The organism is Aeromonas sp. 602396, assembly GCF_049173735.1.
Taxonomy (GTDB): domain Bacteria; phylum Pseudomonadota; class Gammaproteobacteria; order Enterobacterales; family Aeromonadaceae; genus Aeromonas; species Aeromonas veronii_A.
This window is the reverse complement of record NZ_JAAKSD010000013.1, coordinates 134,181-156,347: the sequence shown is the minus strand read 5'-3', so window position 1 is coordinate 156,347 and position 22,167 is coordinate 134,181. Positions and strand designations below refer to the sequence as shown.

Sequence of the window (22,167 nt, the reverse complement as noted above, 5' to 3'; positions counted from 1 at the left end):
TGGTGGCTATGACGGGATTCGAACCTGTGACCCCCGCATTATGAGTGCGATGCTCTAACCAACTGAGCTACATAGCCAACCTTGCTTCCGGTGAGTCGTTACCTCGTCACCGTGCGGGCCGAATTATGCGTATCTGGCTCTGGGGCGTCAACCCTTTTTTTGCCAGAAAAACGCAATTTGAGTGCGTTTGACCAGTTATTGGTCTCTGTTGCGCAAAAGCCCAACAATCTGGTTTTTTTTAAGACATTGCCATGATTGCCCGGGCAATGGCAGATAAAAAACAGGCCAGCAAATGCTGGCCTGTCATGGGATTAGACGTTGAACAGGAAGTTCATGATATCGCCATCTTTGACGATGTAATCTTTCCCTTCAGCGCGCATCTTGCCCGCTTCCTTGGCGCCTTGCTCACCCTTGTAGTTGATAAAGTCTTCAAAGGCGATGGTTTGGGCGCGAATAAAGCCTTTTTCAAAGTCAGTGTGGATCTTGCCAGCCGCTTGCGGGGCAGTGGCACCGACCGGAATAGTCCAGGCGCGTACCTCTTTCACACCGGCGGTGAAGTAGGTCTGCAGGTTGAGCAGCTGGTAGCCGGAGCGGATAACGCGGTTCAGGCCCGGCTCTTCGATGCCAAGGTCAGCCATGAACTCGGCGCGATCTTCATCGTCCAGTTCGGCGATGTCGGCTTCGATGGCGCAGCAGACCACGACCACGACCGCGTTCTCGGCGGCGGCGATTTCACGCACCTTGTCCAGATAGGGGTTGTTCTCGAAGCCATCTTCCGCCACGTTGGCGATATACATGGTGGGTTTCAGGGTCAGGAAGTTGAGGTGGCTCACGGCGGCCAGCTCTTCTTTATCCAGCTTCATGCCGCGGATCATCTGGCCGTTTTCCAGCGCGACCTTGATCTTCTCAAGCACTTCCACTTCCAGCTTGGCATCCTTGTCGCCGCCTTTGGCGCGCTTGGACTGACGGTGAATGGCGCGCTCGCAGGCGTCCAGATCCGACAGGGCCAGCTCGGTGTTGATCACTTCGATATCGTCAGCGGGAGAGACCTTGCCGGCAACGTGAATGATGTTTTCGTCGTCGAAGCAGCGCACTACATGGCCGATCGCTTCGGTTTCACGGATGTTGGCCAGGAACTGGTTGCCCAGACCTTCACCCTTGGAGGCACCGGCAACCAGACCGGCGATGTCGACGAATTCCATGGTGGTCGGCACAACGCGCTGCGGATTGATGATGGCAGCCAGCTGATCGAGGCGGGGATCCGGCATCGGCACCACACCTGTGTTCGGCTCGATGGTGCAGAACGGGAAGTTGGCGGCTTCGATACCGGCCTTGGTCAGCGCGTTGAACAGGGTGGATTTGCCTACATTGGGCAGGCCCACGATACCGCATTTAAAACCCATGGATTGTTACCTTACTTGATGGATGCTGTTGGGGGTCGCCCGCAGGCGGCCCATGTCATGCTTGTTCTGGTCGTCGCTCATGTACCGGCACAATGCCCGTACAGGGTCAAACCGACCTAACCCTTTTCTGCCTTGAAGCTGTGCAAGCGATTCATGGCCTTGGTCATATCTTGTTTGAACAGGATGTCGGTGGCGCGCAGGGACTCGTCCAGCGCGGCGTCGATCAGGTTCTGTTCACTGCTGGGGGCTTTGGTCAGGACGAAGCCAGCCACCTGCTCTTTGCTGCCGGGATGGCCGATCCCGAGACGCAGCCGGAAGAAGTTATTGTTGTTGCCCATCTTGGCGATGATGTCCTTGAGGCCGTTATGGCCACCGTGACCACCACCCTGCTTGAACTTGGCGATGCCCGGCGGCAGATCCAGTTCGTCATGGGCTACCAGTATCGCTTCCGGCTCAATCTGATAAAAACGCGCCAGTGCGGCCACCGCCTTGCCAGAGAGGTTCATATAGGTGTTCGGGATGAGCAGCCGCACATCCTGCCCCTCGACCAGAATGCGGGCAGTATGGCCGAAGAACTTGGGTTCTTCACGCAGGCTGACATTGTGCCAGCGGGCCAGTTGCTCCACATACCAGGCGCCCGCATTGTGGCGGGTCTTGGCATATTCCGGGCCGGGGTTGCCCAGTCCGACGATCAGTTTGATTTCGCTTGTCACGCTTGATGTCTTCACTCGCAGCTGCCGTGGGCACACTACCCAGGGCAATAGGACGCAATATTCTAGCCGCCGAGTGGCGATCACTCAACCAATGCGCATGTTATGGCGGGATTTGCAGCATTATTGCGGCCAATGGGTGGCTAACGGTGGGCAAACGGGCCTCTTGCAAGAGGCCCGTTTCAGCTTACCGATGGATTATGCCCGGTTGACTATCGTCGTTATTTGGCACGCAGCAGGGTGACGGTCTCTTCATCCAGTACGGTCAGGGTGGGACGGGCATCGCGCACATACTCCACGAAAGACGCTGCATCGGTGCCGCAATCCACGCCACTGGCCTTGCAATCGAGGGTCTGACCCGGGGCATAGACGGCGCTCAGCAGTTCGCCGTTTTGTGCCACTTTCAGCACCGGGAAGGCGGTCAACTTGCCGTTGACACTGGCGATATCGACCCGCTCGCTCTGGTGGCGCTGGGCATTGGCCAGTGCCTGCCAGCCATCGTTGCCGTTGGCGCTGTAGGCGTTCATCACCACCCGATAGCGCTGGCTATCTACCAGATCCTGCCACTCGCCGCTTGCGGTCTTGTGCTGCAATTGGGTCAGGGTGCCCGCCTTGCCTGCGTCGGTCTCATGGAAGGTGTAACGCAGGTGGCCGCCATAGGGGAACTTGCCGGCATGGGCGCTGGCGGGCAGGGTGGCGGTGATGGTCTCGTTCAGCAGGGCGCGTACCTCGGCGCCAGTCAGGGTCAGCACCGCGAGCTGGTTCTTGAACGGCAACAGGGTGAGGGAGCTGTCTCCCTCACGCCATTCGCCGGCCGGCAGTTCGGCGCGCACGCCACCCACCGCCACCAGAGCGAAGTCGACCGGGCCGCCGGTCAGGGCTTGCACTGCTGGGGTATTGGCCCAGTAGAACTCCCCTTCGGCAACCAGCGGCGCTACATCTGAGCCGTGGCTGTCGCTGCCGTTGTCGCCGGGGCGACGGGCATTTTGCAGCTGCTCGGGGATGGTGCCGATCACCGGGCCGTAGGCTTTCTCCAGCGCCGGTTTGTAGTGGCTGTCGATGATGCCGCGCAGGCGTGGATCTTCATCCACGGTAACCAGATTGGGCTGGTTGTCGATGAACTGGCTCGCCTCCTTGCTGCGGTTTTCGTCGAGGGGCTGCTTGCGCGCCGCATCGGCGAAAAAGTCGCGGCTGGCCAGCAGGCTGTTGTGGCCCTGACAGTCGGTCACATGACCCTGACCATCAAAGCTCACCTGAGCCAGACCAATGGCCTGGGCGTAGGAGCCAGCCTGCACCACGCAGGTCTTGCCGATGCCGTCCGGGTTGGTCACCAGCTTGGCGTATTCGCCGGTGTTGCCCCAGCCGATATTGCGAAAATCGCCGAGCAGGCTGTGGGAGTGACCACCGACGATGGCATCAATGCCGTTTACCTTGGCGGCCAGCGCCAGATCCCGCTCGTTGCCGATGTGGGTGAGCGCCACGATCTGGTGGATCCCCTTGGCTTGCAGCATATCCACCGTGGCCTGGGCCGATTCAACCTCTTTGGCAAAGCGCAGCTTGCCGACGTTGGGCGCAATGTTGCTCATATCTTCCAGCACCAGACCGATGACTGCGACCAGCTGTTTGCCTTGCGGCAGGTTGTTGATGTCGGTGACCGGGCTCTTCTGGTTGCCGTCAAAGGCGTAGACAGTGAAAGGCTTGAGATTGGCCACCTTGCTGAGAGCGGGATCGGCCTTGGTATCGAGGTTGGCGGCCAGCACCGGGAAGTTGACCCCCTTGATGAAGCGGGCCAGCTTCTGGTTGTCGAGATCGAATTCGTGGTTGCCAAGGGCCATGGCATCGAGGCCGAACTGGTTGAGCAGCTCGGCGTTGGCCATCCCCTCGTTGAGCTTGAAGTAGCCGCTGCCCTGCCAGGCATCGCCGCCGTGCAGCAGCAGCATGGCGTGGTTCTGGGCCAGCGCATCGGCCTGATAGGCCTTGGCCATGGTCAGCAGCCGCGGGTAGCCGCCAAAACGGGTGTAGAGGGTATCTGTCTCTCCCTCCTTGGTAAAGATATGCCCCTTCAGCTCGGCGTTGACCGGGTCAAACTGGGAGTGGGTATCGTTCATGTGAGCCAGCGTCAGCACGAAGGGCTGATTTTCTTTGGCAGGCTGACAGGCGAAGAGGGCGGAGGTCAGGGTCGCAAGCAGGAGGGGGCGCAAGCCATTCATGGGTAAATCCTTAACACCTGCCACAGGCAGGGTCGTACATATAGCCGGGGTCTAGAAAGACGAAAACCGCCTGATGGCGGTTTTCGTTATTGCTGAATCTATCAATGCTCAAACATGGCAGAGATGGACTCTTCGTTGCTGATGCGACGAATGGCTTCGGCCAGAACAGTCGAGAGGGTCAGCTGTTTGACTTTGCCAACTGCCTTCATCTCCGCGGTGAGCGGGATGGAGTCAGTGATGATCAGTTCATCGATCACGGAGTTCTTGATGTTCTCGACGGCGGAACCGGAGAAGACCGGGTGGGTAGCGTAAGCGAATACACGCTTGGCACCGCGCTCTTTCAGGGCCTCTGCGGCTTTGCACAGGGTGCCGCCGGTGTCGATCATGTCATCAACGATGATGCAGTCGCGGCCGGCAACGTCACCGATCAGGTGCATGACCTGGGAGACGTTCGGGCGGGGACGGCGCTTGTCGATGATGGCGATGTCGGTGTCATCCAGCAGCTTGGCGATGGCGCGGGCACGCACGACGCCACCGATGTCCGGGGAGACAACGACAGGAGACTCGAGGTTCTTGGACTTCATGTCTTCCAGCAGCACCGGGCTACCGAACACGTTGTCTACCGGAACGTCGAAGAAACCTTGAATTTGCTCGGCATGCAGGTCAACGGTCAGCACGCGATCCACACCGACGCTGGAGAGGAAGTCAGCGACAACCTTGGCGGTGATGGGCACACGGGCGGAGCGGACGCGGCGGTCCTGACGGGCATAACCAAAGTAGGGGATAACGGCAGTGATACGGCCAGCTGAAGCACGACGCAGAGCATCCACCATGACGATCAATTCCATCAAATTGTCGTTGGTCGGGGCACAGGTGGATTGAATGATGAAGATATCGCCACCACGTACATTCTCATTGATCTGTACGCTGATCTCGCCGTCGCTAAAGCGACCTACGGCAGCATTGCCGAGTTTGATAAACAGGCGATCTGCGATCTTCTGGGCTAGTTCCGGCGTTGCGTTACCAGCAAACAGCTTCATGTCAGGCACGGTTTGAAACCTCGGGGTTGCATCCAGTATGTGGGGGAGTCTGAAATCAGACCCTATCGTTTTGGGGCAAACGATTTATCAAGATAACGTACAAGGTGTCTGCTGCCCAATGATTGTGATGATACCGGTAACCCGAATCCGTGGCCGAGTGCAAAACCGGCCACGTTAATCATCATCAATACCGTTCGGTAAAATTGGCTGGGGTACTAGGATTCGAACCTAGGAATGGCGAGATCAAAACCCGCTGCCTTACCGCTTGGCGATACCCCAATCATTTGAACTGTTGCAATGTGGAGAAGAGAGGTGATATGTTCTCGCCCTTGGCGACAAACCCATCAAGTCCCTTCGGCACGCAGGCCAACACTTCCCGAGCAGTCACTTCGTCTTCAAATTGAGCAAAGACGCAGGCTCCTGTGCCCGTCATTCTTGACGGCGCGTATTCTAGCAACCAGCCGAGCGCATTGGCAACCTCGGGGTGGCGCTTTTTCACCAGTGATTCGCAATCGTTTTTCCACTCGCCTTCCAGCAGGTTGTCCAGCGACATTTTCGGCGTGGCTCTCGGCAGCTCCGGATCCTGGAATACGGCTGCGGTCGCTACATGGCAATCGGGTTTGAGTACCAGATACCAGGCATCGGGTAGTTCGACCGGTTGCAGCCGCTCGCCCACCCCTTCGGCAAAGGCCGCCTTGCCACGGACAAACACCGGCACATCGGCCCCCAGCTGGACGCCGAGCGCAGCCAGTTCATCTTCACTCAAACCCGCCTGCCAGAGGTGGTTAAGCGCTACCAGCGTGGTCGCTGCATCGGATGAACCGCCGCCAATACCGCCTCCCATGGGCAGCACTTTTTCCAGCCGGATATGGGCACCTTGCGGGCTCGGCAGGGTTGCTTGCAGCAGGCGCGCCGCCCGGATAATCAAATTCTGCTCATCCGGCACCCCGGGAATGGCCGGCGTCAGGGTGAGTGTGTCGCTATTCGGTATCACCTCAAACTCGAGCCAGTCGCTGTGGTTGAGGAAGATAAACAGGGTCTGCAGCTCGTGATAGCCATCGGGACGACGGCCATTGACGTGTAAAAACAGGTTGAGTTTGGCCGGTGCCGGCCAGCGAGTGGAAGCCATTAACGTGCAAGAGTCCATTGGTTAATCTGAAGCTTGAGGCGGCTGTTCTGGCCGGTCATGGTCAGCTGGTGTGGCAGGCGGTAGCCATCCTGATCCCGATAATCGCCATAGACGATCTGCCACTGGCCGTCGCGCACGCTGGCCAGACTGCTGTCGGGGTTGAGTTCAAACTCCGCCTGACCCGGCAGCCCCTTGATCCACTCCGGTAATCCCGCAACCGGAATATTCCAGCCGGTCAGTTGATAGATGAGCGCTTCGGCATCCTGGCTCTGGTGGCGATTGCCGTCGCTGTCGAGCAGGGTGATCTCCCCCTTGCTGCGGGAGAGCTCCAGAATGCTGGTGCCGATCAGGCTGGTGAGGTTGAGGCGATAATCCTCCCCATCCTGCTGCCAGTTGAGACGGGCGCTGCCCTTTTGCTGTGGCGTGATGATGGCCATCTTGCCGGATAGCTGCCAGTGGGTCAGCTGCTCGAGACGGGTCCGCTCCTGGTTCCAGTTCACCTGGTCACGCTGGGGCTGGGTGGTGGCACAACCGGCCAGCAACAGCAGGCAGGTGAGAGTAAAAATACGTAGCAGCAAGAGACGGCTCCAGAGAGAGGAATTTGCCACAGTATACGGGGCGGCCGTATTGCTTTTAAAGACTTACCCTTTCTCGTACAATTGGCAGCCTTTGCACCCAGCGTATGAAATGATTGTCGCCCACTCATGAGTTTGCTTGCCCTCGGAATCAACCACAACACCGCCAGTGTCGCCTTGCGGGAACGGGTCGCCTTTGGCCCGGACTGCATCGATCGCGCCTTGCGTGAGCTGGTGAGCCAACCCGGTGTCAGCGAGGCGGTGATCGTCTCCACCTGCAACCGGACCGAACTCTATTGCAATCTGGAGGAGGAGCGGCAGGAGCAAGTGCTGCGCTGGCTGCAGCAGTTCCACGGGTTGGACGCGGCCGAACTGGTCACTGCCATCTATCAGCATCACGATGAAGAGGCGGTGCGCCACCTGATGCGGGTGGCGTGCGGGCTCGACTCGCTGGTGCTGGGGGAGCCGCAGATCCTGGGGCAGATCAAGCAATCCTACGCTCACGCCCAGCAGGCGGAGTCGGTGAAGGGGGCGCTGGAGCGGCTGTTCCAGAAATCCTTCTCGGTGGCGAAAAGAGTGCGTACCGATACCGAGATTGGCGCCAGTGCCGTGTCGGTGGCCTTTGCCGCCGTCAGTCTGGGTCGGCGGATCTTCTCCGATCTCTCCCAGACCAAGGTATTGCTGGTCGGGGCGGGGGAGACCATTGAACTGGTGGCCCGTCACCTGCGCGAGCAGAACGTGACCAAGATGATGGTGGCGAACCGCACCCTGCTGCGCGCCCAGACCCTGGCGGCCGAATTCGGCGCTCAGGTGATGACGCTCGAAGAGATCCCCGACTATCTGCACGAGGCGGATATTGTCATCAGCTCGACCGCCAGCCCCCTGCCCATCATCGGCAAGGGGATGGTGGAGCGCGCGCTGAAGGCCCGCCGCTTCAAACCCATGTTTCTGGTGGATATTGCCGTGCCGCGCGACATCGAAGCCGAAGTCGATGAGCTCTCCGATGCCTATCTCTACACGGTGGATGATTTGCAGGGGATCATCGAGCAGAACCTCGAAACCCGTAAACGTGCCGCCGCACAGGCCGAGGTGATCGTGCAGGAAGAGCGCGACGAGTTTATGGGCTGGTATCGCGGCCAGAGCTCGGTCGACCTCATTCGCGATTACCGCCATCAGTCACAGCAAGTGGCTGATGAAGAGTTGCAACGGGCCCTGCTGGCATTGGCACAGGGCGAGAGTGCCGAACAGGCGCTCAAGGCGATGGCCCATCGCCTCACCAACAAATTGATCCACGCGCCGACCCAGGCGTTGCGCCAGGCTGCCTCCCAGGGGGATCAGAGCGAGCTCTCCCGCTTGCGGCAGGCGCTGGGGTTGTCACAAGAGCAATAATTTTCGGGCAACCTGCCGGTTGTCCCGTCCTCCATTGAGAATGCAAGAGTTATGAATCCGTCACTGATCAGAAAGCTGGAAGGCCTCATCGAGCGCCACGAAGAAGTACAGGCCATGCTCGGCGAGCCAGACGTGGTCTCGGATCAGGATCGCTACCGCGCCCTGACCCGCGAATATGCCCAGCTGGAAGATATCGTTCACGCCTTCCAGCGTTACCGTCAGGCTCAGGATGATCTGGATACCACCCAGATGATGCTGGAGGAGGATGATGCCGACCTGCGCGAGATGGCGCAGGAGGAGCTGCCGCTCGCCAAGGCCAATCTGGAGGCGCTGGAGCAGGAGCTGCAACTGATGTTGCTGCCCAAGGATCCCAAGGATGACAATAACTGCTATCTGGAGATCCGCGCCGGTGCCGGTGGCGACGAAGCGGCCATCTTTGCCGGTGACCTGTTCCGCATGTATTCACGGTTTGCCGAGCGTCAGGGCTGGCGCGTCTCCATCGTCAGCTGCAATGACGGTGAATACGGTGGCTACAAGGAGGTGATCGCCAAGATCGACGGCGAGCGCGTCTATGGCCGCCTCAAGTTTGAATCCGGTGGTCACCGGGTGCAGCGGGTGCCGGAGACCGAATCTCAGGGCCGGGTGCACACCTCCGCCTGTACCGTCGCCGTGCTGCCGGAAGTGCCGGAAGCCGAGCAGATCGAGATCAACCCTTCCGACTTGAAGATCGATACCTTCCGCGCCTCCGGTGCCGGTGGTCAGCACGTCAACAAGACCGACTCGGCCATCCGCATCACCCACCTGCCGACCGGTCTGGTGGTGGAGTGTCAGGACGAGCGCTCCCAGCACAAGAACCGCGCCAAGGCGATGTCGGTGCTCTCCGCCCGCCTGCAAGCGGCCGAGGATGAGCGCCACCGCGCCGCCGAGCAGAGCACCCGCCGCAATCTGGTGGGCTCCGGTGATCGCTCCGAGCGCATTCGTACCTACAACTACCCGCAGGGCCGCCTCTCCGAGCATCGCATCAACCTGACCCTCTATCGCCTCTCCGAAATTTTGGAAGGGGATCTGGACTGCGTCATCACCCCGCTGGTGCAGGAGTATCAGGCCGATCAGCTCGCCTCGCTGGCCGAGAACAACTGATGCAAATGGTGATTCGGCAAGCTCGCATTAAGTGTCGTGCCCATAAGGTGGAGTGGCACTGATGCAGATCCAGCAGGCCCGCGCCCATATCATGACCATGCTGGCTGGGGGAGAATCCCCCCGCGCCGACGCCGATGTACTGCTCTGTCATCTGCTCGATTGCCGTCGCAGCTATCTGATGACCTGGCCCGAGCGTGAGCTGGATGCCGCCCAGCAGGCCACCCTGCAGACGTGGCTGGCTCGTCGTCTCAACGGCGAACCTATCGCCCATCTCGTTGGCGAGCGGGAGTTCTGGTCGCTGCCGCTGAAAGTGAGCCCGGCGACCCTGATCCCGCGCCCCGATACCGAGGTGCTGGTCGAGCAGGCACTGACCAGAATCCCGCAAGGGCCGTGCGCCGTGCTGGATCTCGGCACCGGCACCGGCGCCATCGCGCTGGCGCTCAAGTCCGAGCGGCCCGAAATCGATGTGTGGGCGGTGGATCGGATGGTGGACGCTGCCGCACTGGCTCGCGAGAACAGCGCCGCGCTGGGGTTACCCATCGAGGTGCGCGACGGCAGCTGGTTCGAGCCCCTTGGCGAGCCGGATCGCGACGAAACGCCACGATTTGCGGTGATTGTCTCCAATCCCCCCTATATTGATGGCGCCGATCCCCATCTCGAGCAGGGTGATGTGCGCTTTGAACCCCGCTCGGCGCTGGTTGCCGATGACGCCGGGCTGGCTGATATCCGCCACATCGTGGCCCATGCCCCCGCTTATCTGCTGGCCGATGGCTGGTTGCTGCTGGAGCATGGCTGGGATCAGGGGGAGGCGGTGCGTCAGTTGCTGCGCGATGGCGGTTACCGCGAGGTAGCCACGGTGCGTGATTACGGGGATAACGACAGGGTGACGCTGGGCCTCTGCCCGCTGCGCTGACGGTTCCTCACTGTTAATCGGCGGGTTGCCTGTGCGCCCCCATGCAAGGATTGAATATGGTTTTTGTGCTCAAACACCTGCACCTCACCCTGATTGCCGGGGCCGTGCTGATGTTTATGCTCCGCTTCTACTGGGTACAGACCGCCACTGGCCGAGCCTATAGCGCGCCGGTGATGAAGGTCAGCGGCTGGCTCAACGGTCTGGTGGTGCTCTCCGGCGCATTGCTCTGCATGGTGCTGGATCTCAACCCGCTCAATAACGGAACGCCCTGGCTCAGCGAGAAGCTGATGGCCATTCTGGTGCTGGTATTTCTGGCGGCGATGGCGCTGCGGCTGGCCAAAAGCAATCTGGTGCGCTGGTGCTCCTTTCTGGGGGCGCTCGGCTGGATCTACTTTATTGCCAAGTTGGCAGTGCTCAAACAGACGAGTGTGTTCGGCTAAGGCATGAAGAGAATGTTACACATAGACGAATGGACCGATTTCGAAGCCCACGACATCACCGAGCTGGCGTTGTCGGTCAGTGACGAAATTTATGGCTCGGTCGAGGAGGGGATCCGCGAGTTGAACCTGCTGGACGAGTGGCTGGACGAGCAGATTGAAGAGGGCACCTGCGACGAGGTGCGCCAACAGTTGCTGCAGGGCTTCTACCACAGCCTCGGTTTTCATGGCGACTGGCAGGACTATTTTTCTGCCAACAACTGTGACCTCAATCAGGTGCTGGTGCAGCGCAAGGGGATCCCGGTCAGTCTCGGCATTCTCATTATCCAGCTGGGGCGCAAGCTCGGGCTCGATGTAGAGGGGATCTGCTTCCCCGGCCACTTCCTGGTGAGCTTTGCCGGTGGCGAGGGGGAGGTCTATGTCGACCCCTTTACCGGCGACGAGCTGAGTCTGGCCCGCATCGAGCTGCTGCTGCGCGGTGCGTTGGGGGACTTGGCAACCCTGACCCCCGACTACCTGCAGCCCTCCGGCCAGTGGGAGATCATCGAACGGCTGCTCAACGTCAGCAAGGGTGCCCTGCTGCGGGAAGATCGCATGCCCGAGGCGCTGCGTTGCAGCGAGCTGTTGTTGCGGATGAAGCCCGGCGATCCGCTGGAGACGCGGGATCGCGGCTTTATCTACGAGCAGCTCGATTGCCCGCGCCAGGCCGCCGACGATTTTGAATATTTTATTGAACAATGCCCGGACGATCCGGTGGCCGATGTGCTGAAAGTGCAGCTGGCCGCGCTGGACCTGAGCCCCAAGCCCCTCCATTAAGGGCGGCTTGAGACTAAACAGAAGAATATCAAGGCCGCTGCGCTCGGCTGCAACGGAGTAACTTGGCTTCAGGCCCTTTTATTAAGGATGTCTTGGAGTTGAAACAGAAGAATATCAAGGCCGCAGCGCTCGGCTGCAACGGAGTAACTTGGCTTCAGGCCCCTTCATTAAGGAAGTCTTAGATGGAACAGAAGAATATCAAGATCAACCAGATCGACGTTGCCAACGACAAACCGTTCGTGCTGTTTGGCGGCATGAACGTGCTGGAATCCCGCGACATGGCGATGGCGGTGTGCGAGAAGTACGTGGAAGTGACCAGCAAGCTGGGCATCCCGTTTGTCTTCAAGGCGAGCTGGGACAAGGCCAACCGCTCCTCCATCCACTCCTACCGCGGTCCGGGTCTGGAAGAGGGGATGAAGATTTTCCAGGAGCTGAAAGCGACCTTCGGCATGCCGGTCATCTCTGATCTGCACGAACCCCATCAGGCCAAGCCGGTCGCCGAGGTGGTTGACGTTATCCAGCTGCCCGCTTTCCTGGCGCGCCAAACTGATCTGGTGGAAGCCATGGCCCGCACCGGCAACGTCATCAACATCAAGAAGCCGCAGTTCCTGAGCCCAAGCCAGATGAAGAACATCACCGACAAGTTTGAGGAGTGCGGCAACGATCAGCTGATCCTGTGCGAGCGCGGTGCCAACTTCGGTTACGACAACCTGGTAGTGGACATGCTGGGTCTGGGCGTCATGAAAAAGAGCACTGGTGGCTATCCGGTTATCTTCGACGTAACCCACTCCCTGCAGTGCCGTGATCCGCTGGGTGCCGCCTCCGGTGGCCGTCGCGAGCAAGTGACCGAGCTGGCGCGCGCCGGCATGGCGGTCGGTCTGGCCGGTCTCTTTATCGAATCCCACCCGGATCCGAAAATTGCCCGCTGTGATGGCCCGAGCGCCCTGCCGCTCGACAAGCTGGAAGGCTTCCTCAAACAGATGAAGGCCATCGATGACCTGATCAAGGGTTTTGAGCCCCTGGATACCTCTGCTTGATGGGACAAGCACTTATCACAAGGCCTCGCAATGCGAGGCCTTGTTTTTTGCGCTTGCCCAGTGAAAGCACGTATAAAAAAACGGCCGACAGGCCGTTTTTTGTGCTGATACAGTAAGTATCAGCGGTTCACTGCAGGACGCTGATTACAGGCTCTGGGTGAAAGTACGGGTAACCACGTCACGCTGCTGTTCCGGGGTCAGGGCGTTGAAACGCACTGCGTAGCCAGATACGCGGATGGTCAGCTGCGGGTACTTCTCCGGATTCTCGATAGCATCTTCCAGGGTTTCGCGACGCAGCACGTTGACGTTCAGGTGCTGGCCACCTTCAACAGCAGGCTCAGCCTGAACAGGCAGTTCGCGGTATTCGAACTGACCCAGATCAGAGAGTGCGACTTCCTGATCGGCAGCAAAGGCATCGCCTTTGACACAGATGCAGCGAGCCTGTTGCTTCTCTTCGTCCAGCAGCCAGAAAGAGTTCAGCAGGGCGGTGTTGGCAGCCTGGGTGATTTGAATGCCTTTGATCATGGTATGACTCCTCAATGGGAACGCGAATCCAACTGTAAGGAAATTACCCTGATGTATTTAAGCTACCGTTAATTGTGGTGGCTTAAAGGGCCCTTGCCTTACACCTTTGCTTTGATGAGGTCATATATACCATGTTGGTAATATTACTAAAATTGATCTAGATCAATAAAAATCAATAAAGCGCCATTTGAATGGGATTAAATTCTTGAGTTGAATCAAAAATAGGTCATTTTTCTGATTTTGTAAGATATCAAAATTATGCATCTTTTATCTTTTTAATCTAGTAATTTAACTACATCTTTTTCGGCTTTTCTGTGGTGGATTGAGGAGTTGGCTACACTCAGCAGAAAGCAAGGAGAGTGTCGGGTGAATATCAGGTGGCGAATGTGGGGATGGTTGGCCCTGTTCTGTTGCTGGGCAATCACAGCTGTGGTCCGGGCCGAAACAGTACGCATAGCGGTGGGCGAATGGCCGCCTTATATCAGTGAGTCGCTGCCCAATCAGGGGTTTCTCTGTCAGGTGGTACGTGAGGCCTTTGCCGAGCAGGGGGTCGATGTCAGCTTTCATTTCTACCCCTGGTCTGAGGCATACAGCCTGACTCTTGAAGGGCGTTATATGATTACCATGCCCTGGTTTCGCTCTCGCGAGCGCGAGCAGCACTTCTATCTCTCTGCATCGCTGGGCAAATTTACGACCCGTCTGCTTGCACTTAATGGTTCGCCATTGGTCAGTTTGGGTGAGCTGAAAAACGAGCCTGTCGGGGTTACCCGTGGCTATTTTTATGGTGAAGGGTTTGCAGCAAGGCAATCCGAGCTGTCTCTTGAGTGGTCCGACTCCGATGAGGAGAGCATGGAGAAACTGCTCACCGGACGCATTCGTTATCTGGTCATGGATGAACAGGTGGCACAGGTTCTGTTTCAGCAGGTTCTCTCTCGTCATCCCCAAGCGGCAGCATTGAGTGGTGCCCCCGATCCCATCTGGTCCCAGCCGGGCTATCTGCTGATGCGCAAGGCCGATCCCGATGCCCGCCGCTTGATGTTGCTGTTTAACGCCGGTCTGCACAAACTGGAGCGCTCCGGCCGGCTCGCCAGGCTCTGGAAAGTGTGAGTCACGGTTGCGTCTTGCGGGCTGCCCCCCTATCCTGACTCCTTCGCCGTATCAAGTGAGGAGGCCGGGGTGCTGACCTGGAGTGATGTGATTGGCTCTGAAAAAGAGCAGGACTATTTCAAGTGTACGCTGGCGACCGTCAGGGCAGAGCGGGAAGCGGGCAAGGTGATCTACCCCCCCGCGGCCGATGTGTTCAATGCTTTCAAACTGACCGAACTGGATCAGGTCAAGGTGGTGATCCTGGGGCAGGATCCCTACCATGGCCCGAATCAGGCGCACGGGCTCTGCTTCTCCGTCCTGCCCGGGGTGCGTACTCCCCCCTCACTGGTCAACATCTATAAGGAGATGCAGCGGGATCTGCCTGGTTTCGTCACACCCAATCACGGTTTTCTGGAGTCCTGGGCCAGACAGGGGGTTCTGCTGCTCAATACAGTGCTGACAGTGCAGGCCGGTCAGGCACACTCTCATGCCCATCTGGGGTGGGAAACCTTCACCGATCGGGTCATCGAGCAGATCAATGCCAGTTGTAACGGGGTGGTATTTCTGTTGTGGGGCTCCCATGCCCAGAAGAAAGGGCGTTTTATCGACCGGCAGCGCCACCACGTGTTGACGGCACCCCATCCCAGCCCCCTTTCTGCCCACCGTGGTTTTATCGGCTGCGGCCACTTTTCCGAGACCAACCGCCTGCTGGAATTGCAGGGTAAAAGCCCGATCGAATGGCAATCTGTCTGCCAACCACTTGATTGAGTGCAAAGTTCGGGCGACAAATGACCGTATACTCAGGAAAGTAACATTTTATTTCAGCGCCAAGGAGTGCCCATGTTATCGAGTCTGCACAAGGATCACCTCAATATCGCCCGACTGCTGGATCTGCTGAAGCAGAAGCTGGCCGCCATTCGTGCCGAGCAACCTATCAGCTATTTTCTGGTGCGCGATGTCATCGATTATCTGCGGGAGGTTTCTGACAAGTATCACCACCCCAAGGAAGATCTTGTCTATGACTACTACCTGAAATACCGGGTGGTGGAGGGGGATGTCGCGAACCGCTTGCATGAGGAGCATCTCAAGTTGCTGGAGGCGGGGACCGAGCTCAAGGAGATGGTGGAGATGATCCTGATGGATGCGGTGATCCCGCTCGATCAGTTCACCGCCAAGCTGGAGCGCTTCGTGGAGCTGCAAGAGGCACACATGAACTACGAAGAAGGGGTGATCTTCCCCCATCTGCGTGACTCCCTGACCGAGGATGACTGGCGTCATCTGGAGCAAAACTGGCAGAACCGAGCTATCGGTGATCCTCTGTTTGGTGCCGAGATCAGCCAGCACTTCCAGGCGCTTGCCAAGCGCCTCTCCCTGCCTTTTGCTGCCAGCTGACGCACGCGGCTTTCGGTCATCAGTCATCTGACTGTGCAGGTGTTACCCGGCCAATGTGCCGGGTTACTTATTGTTACTCACGCCACATGATTTTGTTGTGCCATTTGTCGGGCACAGTGAGCTGCCAGCGGGCCAGCTCGCTCTTGCTGAAGACATATTCGCCGCGCAGGGCCGCTCGCGGGGAGATAGTACGGGGCAGGGTGCCTGCCAGTATGGTGTTGATAAGGGACGCTGCCTGCAACCCCTGATCGTGGCCGTCCAGTACCAGCCCGCCGATGGCCATCCCCTTGCCGACGGCAAACTCCCAGAAACAGAAGAGAGGAACCGGTGTGTTGGCGCTGGTCCACTCCAGCACCGTCTGTTCGCTCACATGCTTGCCATTATCGTCGACCAGCGTGTGGTAGAGGCCGAGGAAGATTGCCTGATAGCCATTCTTCTTGGCGTTGAGCACCGCCTCCTGCCAGAGGCTGTAATCCCCCATCAGCTGGCTGTTGACCCGGGTCTGGCCGACTCGCAATTCGGTCTGGGTCTTGAATTCATCCTCGATAGCGGTGAGGGCCACATTGCTGGAATCAAACAGTACCAGCGCCTTGTCAAGCCCTCCCATCATCTGGCTTATTTCGCTGATGTTGCGCTTGAGCAGGGGGCGTTCCAGCACCCCGGTGATCTTGGGGTGGCCGACAAAGCCCTTGAGGCGGGGGTTTTCGTTCATGCCGAGAAAAACAACGGGAGTACCCAGCGAGGCGATCTCGTTGGCCAGATAGTTGATGGCATTGTCATCCCCCAGCACCACCAGATCCGGTTTGCTCTTGAGATAAAAAGCGATAGCCCGTTGAGCGATGTCGTCGAACGCCTCCCGTGGATGGCGTTTGGTATCCATATAGAAGTGAGAGATCTTGTGCTCCCCCTGCAACCCTTTGCGCAAACCTTCGTTGTAGCTCTGGTCCCAAAGGTATTCGGGATGGTAGCTGCTGATCACCAGAATGTTTGCGGCCCAGAGCGGCAGGGAGAGGGTGGAGAGCGGTAGCAACAGCAGGGAGGTGCGCATGGGAAGGCCCCTGTCGAGTGATAGTGTATGCATGCTCAGTATGGGCAGTGTTTGCCGTTACTGTCATCTCGAAACCGGTATGGCAGGGCGCGATTTTTTTTCGGTTGAGCGGATCGGACGCCAGCCCGCACTCTGCTTGGGATCGGGTTTTATTGAGTCTTTTTTTGGTTGGTCGTGAACTGTCCCGCTCGCTGAAAAACCTGTTCTGGATCAAGAAATGAGGCTGCGCTTTGGTGCCTAATAGACACCACATATAGGGACGCATTCGTCTTTAATCCCTATATGTTGTGTTATTAAGCTGTGTATAAGCTGTTCCCCTCCTATCTTCAGCCCAGGCTTGTCAAGCCTCGGCTGAATTTATTTGCGTCCAGGACGAGATGCCGGGAGGGGGGCCCAACAAGGGTGAGCCAGAGGCAAATGCCTGGCCTTTTAACGGGGAAAATCCATGAAACCGGTTGTGATCAAACGTGACGGATGTCGCGCACCATTCAATGCCCAGCTGATTCGCGATGCGGTCAGCCGAGCGGCGGAAGCGGTCAATCAGGCCAATCCGTCACTTGCCTCCCGCATTGCCAATGCAGTGAGTCAGGAGCTGGAAGGGCGTGGTGAAGTTGATATCCACGAGATCCAGAACCGGGTCGAAAACCACCTGATGGCTTCCGACGACAAGGCCATCGCCCGTGCCTATATCGAATATCGCCACGACAGGGATCAGGCTCGCGAGGCGCGCGGCCGTCTGGCCCAGGAGATCCGTGGTCTGGTCGAGCAGACCAACGCCGCCTTGCTCAACGAAAACGCCAACAAAGACTCCAAGGTGATCCCGACCCAGCGCGACCTGCTGGCCGGTATTGTCGCCAAGCACTATGCCACCAGCCACATGCTGCCCCGTGATGTGGTTCAGGCCCACGAGAGCGGTGATCTGCACTTCCACGATCTCGATTACTCACCTTTCTTCCCGATGTTCAACTGCATGTTGATCGATCTGAAAGGGATGCTGACCCACGGCTTCAAGATGGGCAATGCGGAGATCGATACCCCGAAATCCATCAGCACCGCCACGGCCGTGACCGCCCAGATCATCGCCCAGGTGGCGAGCCACATCTATGGTGGCACCACCATCAACCGCATCGACGAAGTGCTGGCCCCCTATGTGACCATCAGCTGGCAGAAACACCGTGAAGTGGCCGAAGAGTGGGGCATTGCCGACGTAGAAGCCTACGCCATGGCCCGCACCGAGAAAGAGTGTTACGACGCCTTCCAGTCGCTGGAGTACGAAGTCAACACCCTGCACACCGCCAACGGCCAGACCCCGTTCGTCACCTTCGGCTTTGGTCTGGGGGACAGCTGGGAGTCGCGGATGATCCAGCGCGCCATCCTCAGGAACCGCATCGCTGGCCTTGGCAAGAACAAGAAGACCGCCGTGTTCCCGAAACTGGTGTTCGCCATCAAGGATGGCCTCAACCACAAGCAGGGCGATCCCAACTACGACATCAAGCAGCTGGCGCTGGAGTGTGCCTCCAAGCGGATGTATCCGGACATCCTCAACTACGACCAGGTGGTCAAGGTGACCGGCTCCTTCAAGACTCCCATGGGTTGCCGATCCTTCCTCGGCGCCTACGAGGAGAATGGCGAGCTGATCCACGAAGGTCGCAACAACCTGGGTGTGGTGAGCCTCAACCTGCCGCGCATTGCCCTGAAATCCCGTGACGAAGCGGACTTCTGGGATCGTCTCGATGCCTCCCTGCGGGTCGCCAAGAAGGCGCTGATGTACCGCATCACCCGTCTGGACGGGGTGAAAGCACGGGTTGCACCGATCCTCTATATGGAAGGGGCTTGCGGCGTGCGCCTCAAGGCGGACGACAACGTCAGCGAGATCTTCAAGAACGGTCGTGCCTCCATTTCCCTCGGTTATATCGGGGTTCACGAGACCATCAACGCCCTGTTTGGTGACAAGGTGCACCTGTTTGACAGCGCCGAGCTGCAACAGAAAGCCATCGCTATCATCGCCCGTCTCAGGGCGGCCATCGATGAGTGGAAAGAGGAGACTGGCTACGGCTTCAGCCTCTACTCCACCCCGAGCGAGAACCTCTGCACCCGTTTCTGCCGCATCGATGCCAAGGAGTTTGGCGTGGTATCCGGCGTGACCGACAAGGGTTACTACACCAACAGCTTCCACCTTGATGTGGAGAAGCAGGTCAACCCGTACGACAAGCTGGACTTCGAGGCGCCCTATCCGCCCATCGCCAGCGGTGGCTTCATCTGCTACGGCGAGTACCCCAACATCCAGCACAATCTGGAAGCGCTGGAGAACGTCTGGGACTACAGCTATGACAAGGTGCCCTACTACGGTACCAACACTCCCATCGACGAGTGTTACGACTGCGGCTTCACCGGTGAGTTCGAATGTACCTCCAAGGGCTTTACTTGCCCGCGCTGCGGCAACCACGACCCGGCCAAGGTGTCGGTGACCCGCCGTGTCTGCGGCTACCTCGGCAGCCCGGATGCGCGCCCCTTCAATGCGGGCAAGCAGGAAGAGGTGAAGCGCCGCGTCAAACATATGTAAGCGCACAGGCGATGAAGAGCTGGCCCCTGACTCAAGGGGCCATTTTCATTGGAGGGCGGCAACCATGCCGCCTTCCCGTGAACGAGGCAGGAAAAAAGCGATGCACTACCACCAATACTACCCGGTCGATGTGATTAATGGCCCCGGCACCCGTGCCACCCTGTTTGTCTCCGGCTGCGAGCACCAGTGCCCCGGTTGCTACAACCAGAGCACCTGGCGGCTCGATGGCGGCAAGCCGTTCGATGAGGCGATGAGCGATCGCATCATTAGCGACCTCAACGACAGCCGCATCAAACGGCGAGGTCTGTCGCTCTCCGGCGGCGATCCGCTCCACCCTGCCAACGTGCCCCACGTGCTGGCGTTGGTGAAACGGGTGCGCGCCGAGTGTCCGGGCAAGGATATCTGGTGCTGGACCGGCTATCTGCTCGGCGAGCTGTCAGAGGCCCAGCGCGAGCTGGTGGCCTTGCTGGATGTGCTGGTGGATGGCAAGTTTGAAAAGGAGTTGGCAGACCCGGGCCTGCTCTGGCGTGGCAGCAGCAATCAGCAGATCCACGACCTCAACGCCTGGCGTGATGCGGGTGAGCGAATTCCCTGTCTGGTTTGCAGTTGAAGCCCGGGATGTTTATGGTTAGCCCATTCCAATCCTGACGACATTTTTGAAAAGGAGAGCCGAGATGAACAATCTGCTCAAGATCCTGCTGGCCATTTTCCTGCCCCCGGTGTGCGCGTTTATCCAGGTGGGCTTTAGCCTGCACTTTTTAATCAACATAGTGCTGACCCTGATGGGCGGTCTGCCGGGCATGGTCCATGCGCTCTGGCTGGTGGTGAGCGACAAGCGCGGCTGATACCTTCGGCTGGTTAGTGAGCTTATTGACGATAAAAGGGCCAACCTCTCGGGGTTGGCCCTTTTGTTCATGTTCATACGAATACTTTTTCGTTAGGATGGGTGACTGACCAAGCGGGCCGCGTTGAGCGCCCTGCAGTCCGGCAACAAGCACCGGCAGAGAACAAGGAGCGTTACATGAAGTGGAAAGTCGCAGTATGGTCAGGTCTGGCAGTGACACTGTTGCTGGGGTGCTCATCCCGTCAGGAGGTAGCGCAAGAGCGCGCTCCGATCGCTATCTCTCTCGAGCAGTTGTCCAGCTACTGGGTTCAGGAGAAGCAGTGGTCATGGCTTGGCAATGACGAGCCCGCCCTGCCGGCCAAACCGGTCAAGGGGTATGTGGAAGTTCGCTATCAAATTGACGCCAGCGGCACGCCGGTCAAGCCGGAAGTGGTGGCGGCCGAGCCCCCCGGCGAACTGGAACAGAGCGCGCTGGCGACCCTCTCGCGGATCCGCTACAGCCCGGCAGAGGGCAACCCGGATGCCATACCGGTCGAGGTGACCAACCGCTTCGAGATCGAGATCAACTGATCCCTCATCACTCGGATGCCAGAGAAAGAGAGACCCCGGCCAGGCCGGGGTCACGTTTATTGCTGTTTGCAGTCGTTGTAGGCGGTCTGCCACTCGCCATCCTGATCCCGAAGCTCGACAAAGCCCTCATCCCCCTTGTTCCACCAAACGGCCTCATGTTCGTCCGTATAGCGGGCGCCGGAGGCCGAAATGGCTTGGGGCAGGGTGTAATCCTTGCCGTCCGGCAGTGACAGCTTGATAAAGTTGAGGCTCTCGTCGGAGAGGGAGAAGTAGCGCACCTGCACCTTCTTGCCCTGCTCGCACTGGTAACTGACCGGTTCGCCACCGGTGACTGAGAGGGTATTGCCCTGATTGCAGCCAGCGAGCAGGCCGAGGGCCAGCGCACCAGCGGCCATCATATGTGCCTTATTCATGATTACAGCTCCATTGGTGTCATACGGGCGTGAGCCTAACAGGTTGCCGTTATTGTGCAATCCGCACGGCCATTCGGTGCGTCGCTGGCTGTCCGGCATACCGCGCGAGTATGAGGGGGACGCAATCAGGAAGGTATCGCCAATCAGTAGAGGCCAAGTCTGGTTTCAAACTGGCGGATCAGCGTCTCATAGATGCCGTTGTTTTTGATCTTCTGCAGCCCCTGCTCGAACTGTTTGGCCAGCGCTTCCCCTTGCGGGTGGTGGCGGGAGAAGGCGAGCCAGAAGCCATCGGTGGAGAGTTTGCCAACCTTGACCACCTTGCCGGTCAGCTGCTTCTGCTGGATCTTGAGATAGCCCGGCATGCCGTTCATCAGGATGTAGTCGACCCGGCCGCGTACCAGCATCTCGAGGATCTGGGCATCGGATTTGGCCTGAAAGCGGGTGATCCTGGGGTTCTCCATAAAATCGGTGGGGTAGGTGTAACCCAGGGTGATGCCCACCCGCTTGCCTTCTAGCGAGGTGAGCTTGAGATCCCGTTGCGGGTCGCTGGCAAGGGCGAAGATGGCAAGATCCTCCTCGAACATGGGGGTATCGTGCCAGTGGTACTGGTAGCGGTTCTCTTCGGTGATGGTAGCGTTGAAGCACCCCGCAAGTTTGCCGCTTTTCGCATCGTGCATGCAGCGGGCGAAGGGGAGGGTACGAAAGACAATCTCGATCCCTTCGGCGGCGAACACCGCCTTGACCAGCTCAGGCGCCAGTCCGCGGGGCTGGTCATCCTCATTGTCCTTGTCGCGCTCGCAGTAGGGGGCCCAGTCATCTTCGGCACCAATGACAAGCGGGGTGGCCCCGATCGGGCTGGTAGCCAACAGCATCAGACAAACCAGCCATTTTTTTAACAACGGAACCATAAGTGTGCACCTCATCGAC

22 protein-coding genes, 2 tRNA genes and 1 pseudogene are annotated in these 22,167 nt (G+C 58.7%); 13 read left to right on the top strand and 12 right to left on the bottom strand.

Annotated elements, in window-relative coordinates:
- From G5229_RS15855 to lolB, 8 genes and pseudogenes are all read right to left on the bottom strand, one after another.
- Positions 1 to 77: transfer RNA gene (locus G5229_RS15855), tRNA-Met, on the bottom strand.
- A gap of 234 nt (positions 78 to 311) precedes the next feature.
- A complete protein-coding gene (gene ychF / locus G5229_RS15850) occupies positions 312 to 1,403 on the bottom strand; it encodes a redox-regulated ATPase YchF (protein ID WP_005353921.1) in 1,092 nt (363 codons plus the stop codon).
- A 116-nt stretch (positions 1,404 to 1,519) separates the two neighbouring features.
- Positions 1,520 to 2,116, bottom strand: a complete 597-nt coding sequence (gene pth, locus G5229_RS15845; RefSeq protein WP_058059203.1) for an aminoacyl-tRNA hydrolase — start codon at positions 2,114 to 2,116, stop codon at positions 1,520 to 1,522.
- Between the two features lie 218 nt (positions 2,117 to 2,334).
- Positions 2,335 to 4,323, bottom strand: a complete 1,989-nt coding sequence (locus tag G5229_RS15840; protein WP_421209589.1) for a bifunctional metallophosphatase/5'-nucleotidase — start codon at positions 4,321 to 4,323, stop codon at positions 2,335 to 2,337.
- Between the two features lie 101 nt (positions 4,324 to 4,424).
- Positions 4,425 to 5,372 carry a ribose-phosphate pyrophosphokinase gene (locus G5229_RS15835; protein ID WP_005343846.1) on the bottom strand — a complete coding sequence of 316 codons (948 nt, stop codon included), beginning with the start codon at positions 5,370 to 5,372 and terminating at the stop codon, positions 4,425 to 4,427.
- Positions 5,373 to 5,567: 195 nt separating this feature from the next.
- Positions 5,568 to 5,642: transfer RNA gene (locus G5229_RS15830), tRNA-Gln, on the bottom strand.
- Positions 5,622 to 6,492, bottom strand: a pseudogene (gene ispE, locus G5229_RS15825) (4-(cytidine 5'-diphospho)-2-C-methyl-D-erythritol kinase). The gene G5229_RS15830 and the pseudogene ispE overlap by 21 nt, the downstream one beginning before the upstream one ends.
- The gene (gene lolB / locus G5229_RS15820) at positions 6,492 to 7,070 is read right to left on the bottom strand and encodes a lipoprotein insertase outer membrane protein LolB (RefSeq protein ID WP_005353907.1); all 579 of its coding nucleotides are present in this window, start codon (positions 7,068 to 7,070) and stop codon (positions 6,492 to 6,494) included. The pseudogene ispE and the gene lolB overlap by 1 nt, the downstream one beginning before the upstream one ends.
- A gap of 126 nt (positions 7,071 to 7,196) precedes the next feature.
- Between lolB and hemA the strand changes: the two genes are divergently transcribed.
- From hemA to kdsA, 6 genes are all read left to right on the top strand, one after another.
- Positions 7,197 to 8,456, top strand: coding sequence for a glutamyl-tRNA reductase (gene hemA, locus G5229_RS15815; protein ID WP_421209588.1), 1,260 nt, complete (start codon positions 7,197 to 7,199; stop codon positions 8,454 to 8,456).
- Positions 8,457 to 8,507: 51 nt separating this feature from the next.
- On the top strand, positions 8,508 to 9,596 hold the full coding sequence (prfA, locus tag G5229_RS15810; RefSeq protein ID WP_005334945.1) for a peptide chain release factor 1: 1,089 nt from the start codon (positions 8,508 to 8,510) through the stop codon (positions 9,594 to 9,596).
- A gap of 61 nt (positions 9,597 to 9,657) precedes the next feature.
- Entirely contained in the window at positions 9,658 to 10,509 is an 852-nt protein-coding gene (prmC, locus tag G5229_RS15805) for a peptide chain release factor N(5)-glutamine methyltransferase (protein ID WP_421209585.1), read from the top strand.
- A 56-nt stretch (positions 10,510 to 10,565) separates the two neighbouring features.
- A complete protein-coding gene (locus tag G5229_RS15800) occupies positions 10,566 to 10,949 on the top strand; it encodes a SirB2 family protein (protein ID WP_139408052.1) in 384 nt (127 codons plus the stop codon).
- 12 nt (positions 10,950 to 10,961) lie between these two features.
- On the top strand, positions 10,962 to 11,762 hold the full coding sequence (locus tag G5229_RS15795; RefSeq protein ID WP_005362204.1) for a SirB1 family protein: 801 nt from the start codon (positions 10,962 to 10,964) through the stop codon (positions 11,760 to 11,762).
- Positions 11,763 to 11,944: 182 nt separating this feature from the next.
- Entirely contained in the window at positions 11,945 to 12,799 is an 855-nt protein-coding gene (gene kdsA / locus G5229_RS15790) for a 3-deoxy-8-phosphooctulonate synthase (RefSeq protein ID WP_216951850.1), read from the top strand.
- Between the two features lie 144 nt (positions 12,800 to 12,943).
- Here the strand turns inward: kdsA and grcA are convergent, their stop codons facing one another.
- Complete coding sequence (gene grcA / locus G5229_RS15785) at positions 12,944 to 13,324, bottom strand: autonomous glycyl radical cofactor GrcA (protein WP_005343856.1); 381 nt, start codon at positions 13,322 to 13,324, stop codon at positions 12,944 to 12,946.
- Between the two features lie 384 nt (positions 13,325 to 13,708).
- On the opposite strand from grcA, the gene G5229_RS15780 reads away from it, so the two are divergent.
- The 3 genes from G5229_RS15780 to G5229_RS15770 all read left to right on the top strand — a co-directional run bounded on the left by G5229_RS15780 (position 13,709) and on the right by G5229_RS15770 (position 15,802).
- Complete coding sequence (locus G5229_RS15780; protein WP_421206196.1) at positions 13,709 to 14,431, top strand: substrate-binding periplasmic protein; 723 nt, start codon at positions 13,709 to 13,711, stop codon at positions 14,429 to 14,431.
- Between the two features lie 69 nt (positions 14,432 to 14,500).
- A complete protein-coding gene (gene ung, locus G5229_RS15775; protein WP_421209582.1) occupies positions 14,501 to 15,178 on the top strand; it encodes a uracil-DNA glycosylase in 678 nt (225 codons plus the stop codon).
- 72 nt (positions 15,179 to 15,250) lie between these two features.
- Positions 15,251 to 15,802, top strand: a complete 552-nt coding sequence (locus G5229_RS15770; protein ID WP_216951846.1) for a hemerythrin domain-containing protein — start codon at positions 15,251 to 15,253, stop codon at positions 15,800 to 15,802.
- Positions 15,803 to 15,875: 73 nt separating this feature from the next.
- Here G5229_RS15770 and G5229_RS15765 read toward each other — a convergent pair whose 3' ends face one another.
- Positions 15,876 to 16,850 (bottom strand): ABC transporter substrate-binding protein, encoded by a 975-nt coding sequence (locus G5229_RS15765; RefSeq protein ID WP_421209580.1) that lies wholly within the window; start codon positions 16,848 to 16,850, stop codon positions 15,876 to 15,878.
- Positions 16,851 to 17,295: 445 nt separating this feature from the next.
- Between G5229_RS15765 and nrdD the strand changes: the two genes are divergently transcribed.
- The 4 genes from nrdD (at position 17,296) to G5229_RS15745 (ending at position 20,827) form a co-directional block, all read left to right on the top strand.
- Complete coding sequence (nrdD, locus tag G5229_RS15760) at positions 17,296 to 19,413, top strand: anaerobic ribonucleoside-triphosphate reductase (protein WP_421209578.1); 2,118 nt, start codon at positions 17,296 to 17,298, stop codon at positions 19,411 to 19,413.
- Between the two features lie 100 nt (positions 19,414 to 19,513).
- Complete coding sequence (gene nrdG / locus G5229_RS15755) at positions 19,514 to 20,023, top strand: anaerobic ribonucleoside-triphosphate reductase-activating protein (RefSeq protein ID WP_103251521.1); 510 nt, start codon at positions 19,514 to 19,516, stop codon at positions 20,021 to 20,023.
- 64 nt (positions 20,024 to 20,087) lie between these two features.
- A complete protein-coding gene (locus G5229_RS15750) occupies positions 20,088 to 20,258 on the top strand; it encodes a YqaE/Pmp3 family membrane protein (RefSeq protein WP_005338440.1) in 171 nt (56 codons plus the stop codon).
- A gap of 176 nt (positions 20,259 to 20,434) precedes the next feature.
- The gene (locus G5229_RS15745) at positions 20,435 to 20,827 is read left to right on the top strand and encodes a TonB family protein (protein WP_421209576.1); all 393 of its coding nucleotides are present in this window, start codon (positions 20,435 to 20,437) and stop codon (positions 20,825 to 20,827) included.
- A gap of 56 nt (positions 20,828 to 20,883) precedes the next feature.
- Here the strand turns inward: G5229_RS15745 and G5229_RS15740 are convergent, their stop codons facing one another.
- Both G5229_RS15740 and G5229_RS15735 read right to left on the bottom strand, forming a co-directional pair.
- Entirely contained in the window at positions 20,884 to 21,240 is a 357-nt protein-coding gene (locus tag G5229_RS15740) for an MliC family protein (RefSeq protein WP_042055249.1), read from the bottom strand.
- Between the two features lie 143 nt (positions 21,241 to 21,383).
- Positions 21,384 to 22,148, bottom strand: a complete 765-nt coding sequence (locus G5229_RS15735; RefSeq protein WP_202000460.1) for a substrate-binding periplasmic protein — start codon at positions 22,146 to 22,148, stop codon at positions 21,384 to 21,386.
- Between the last annotated feature and the right edge of the window lie 19 nt (positions 22,149 to 22,167).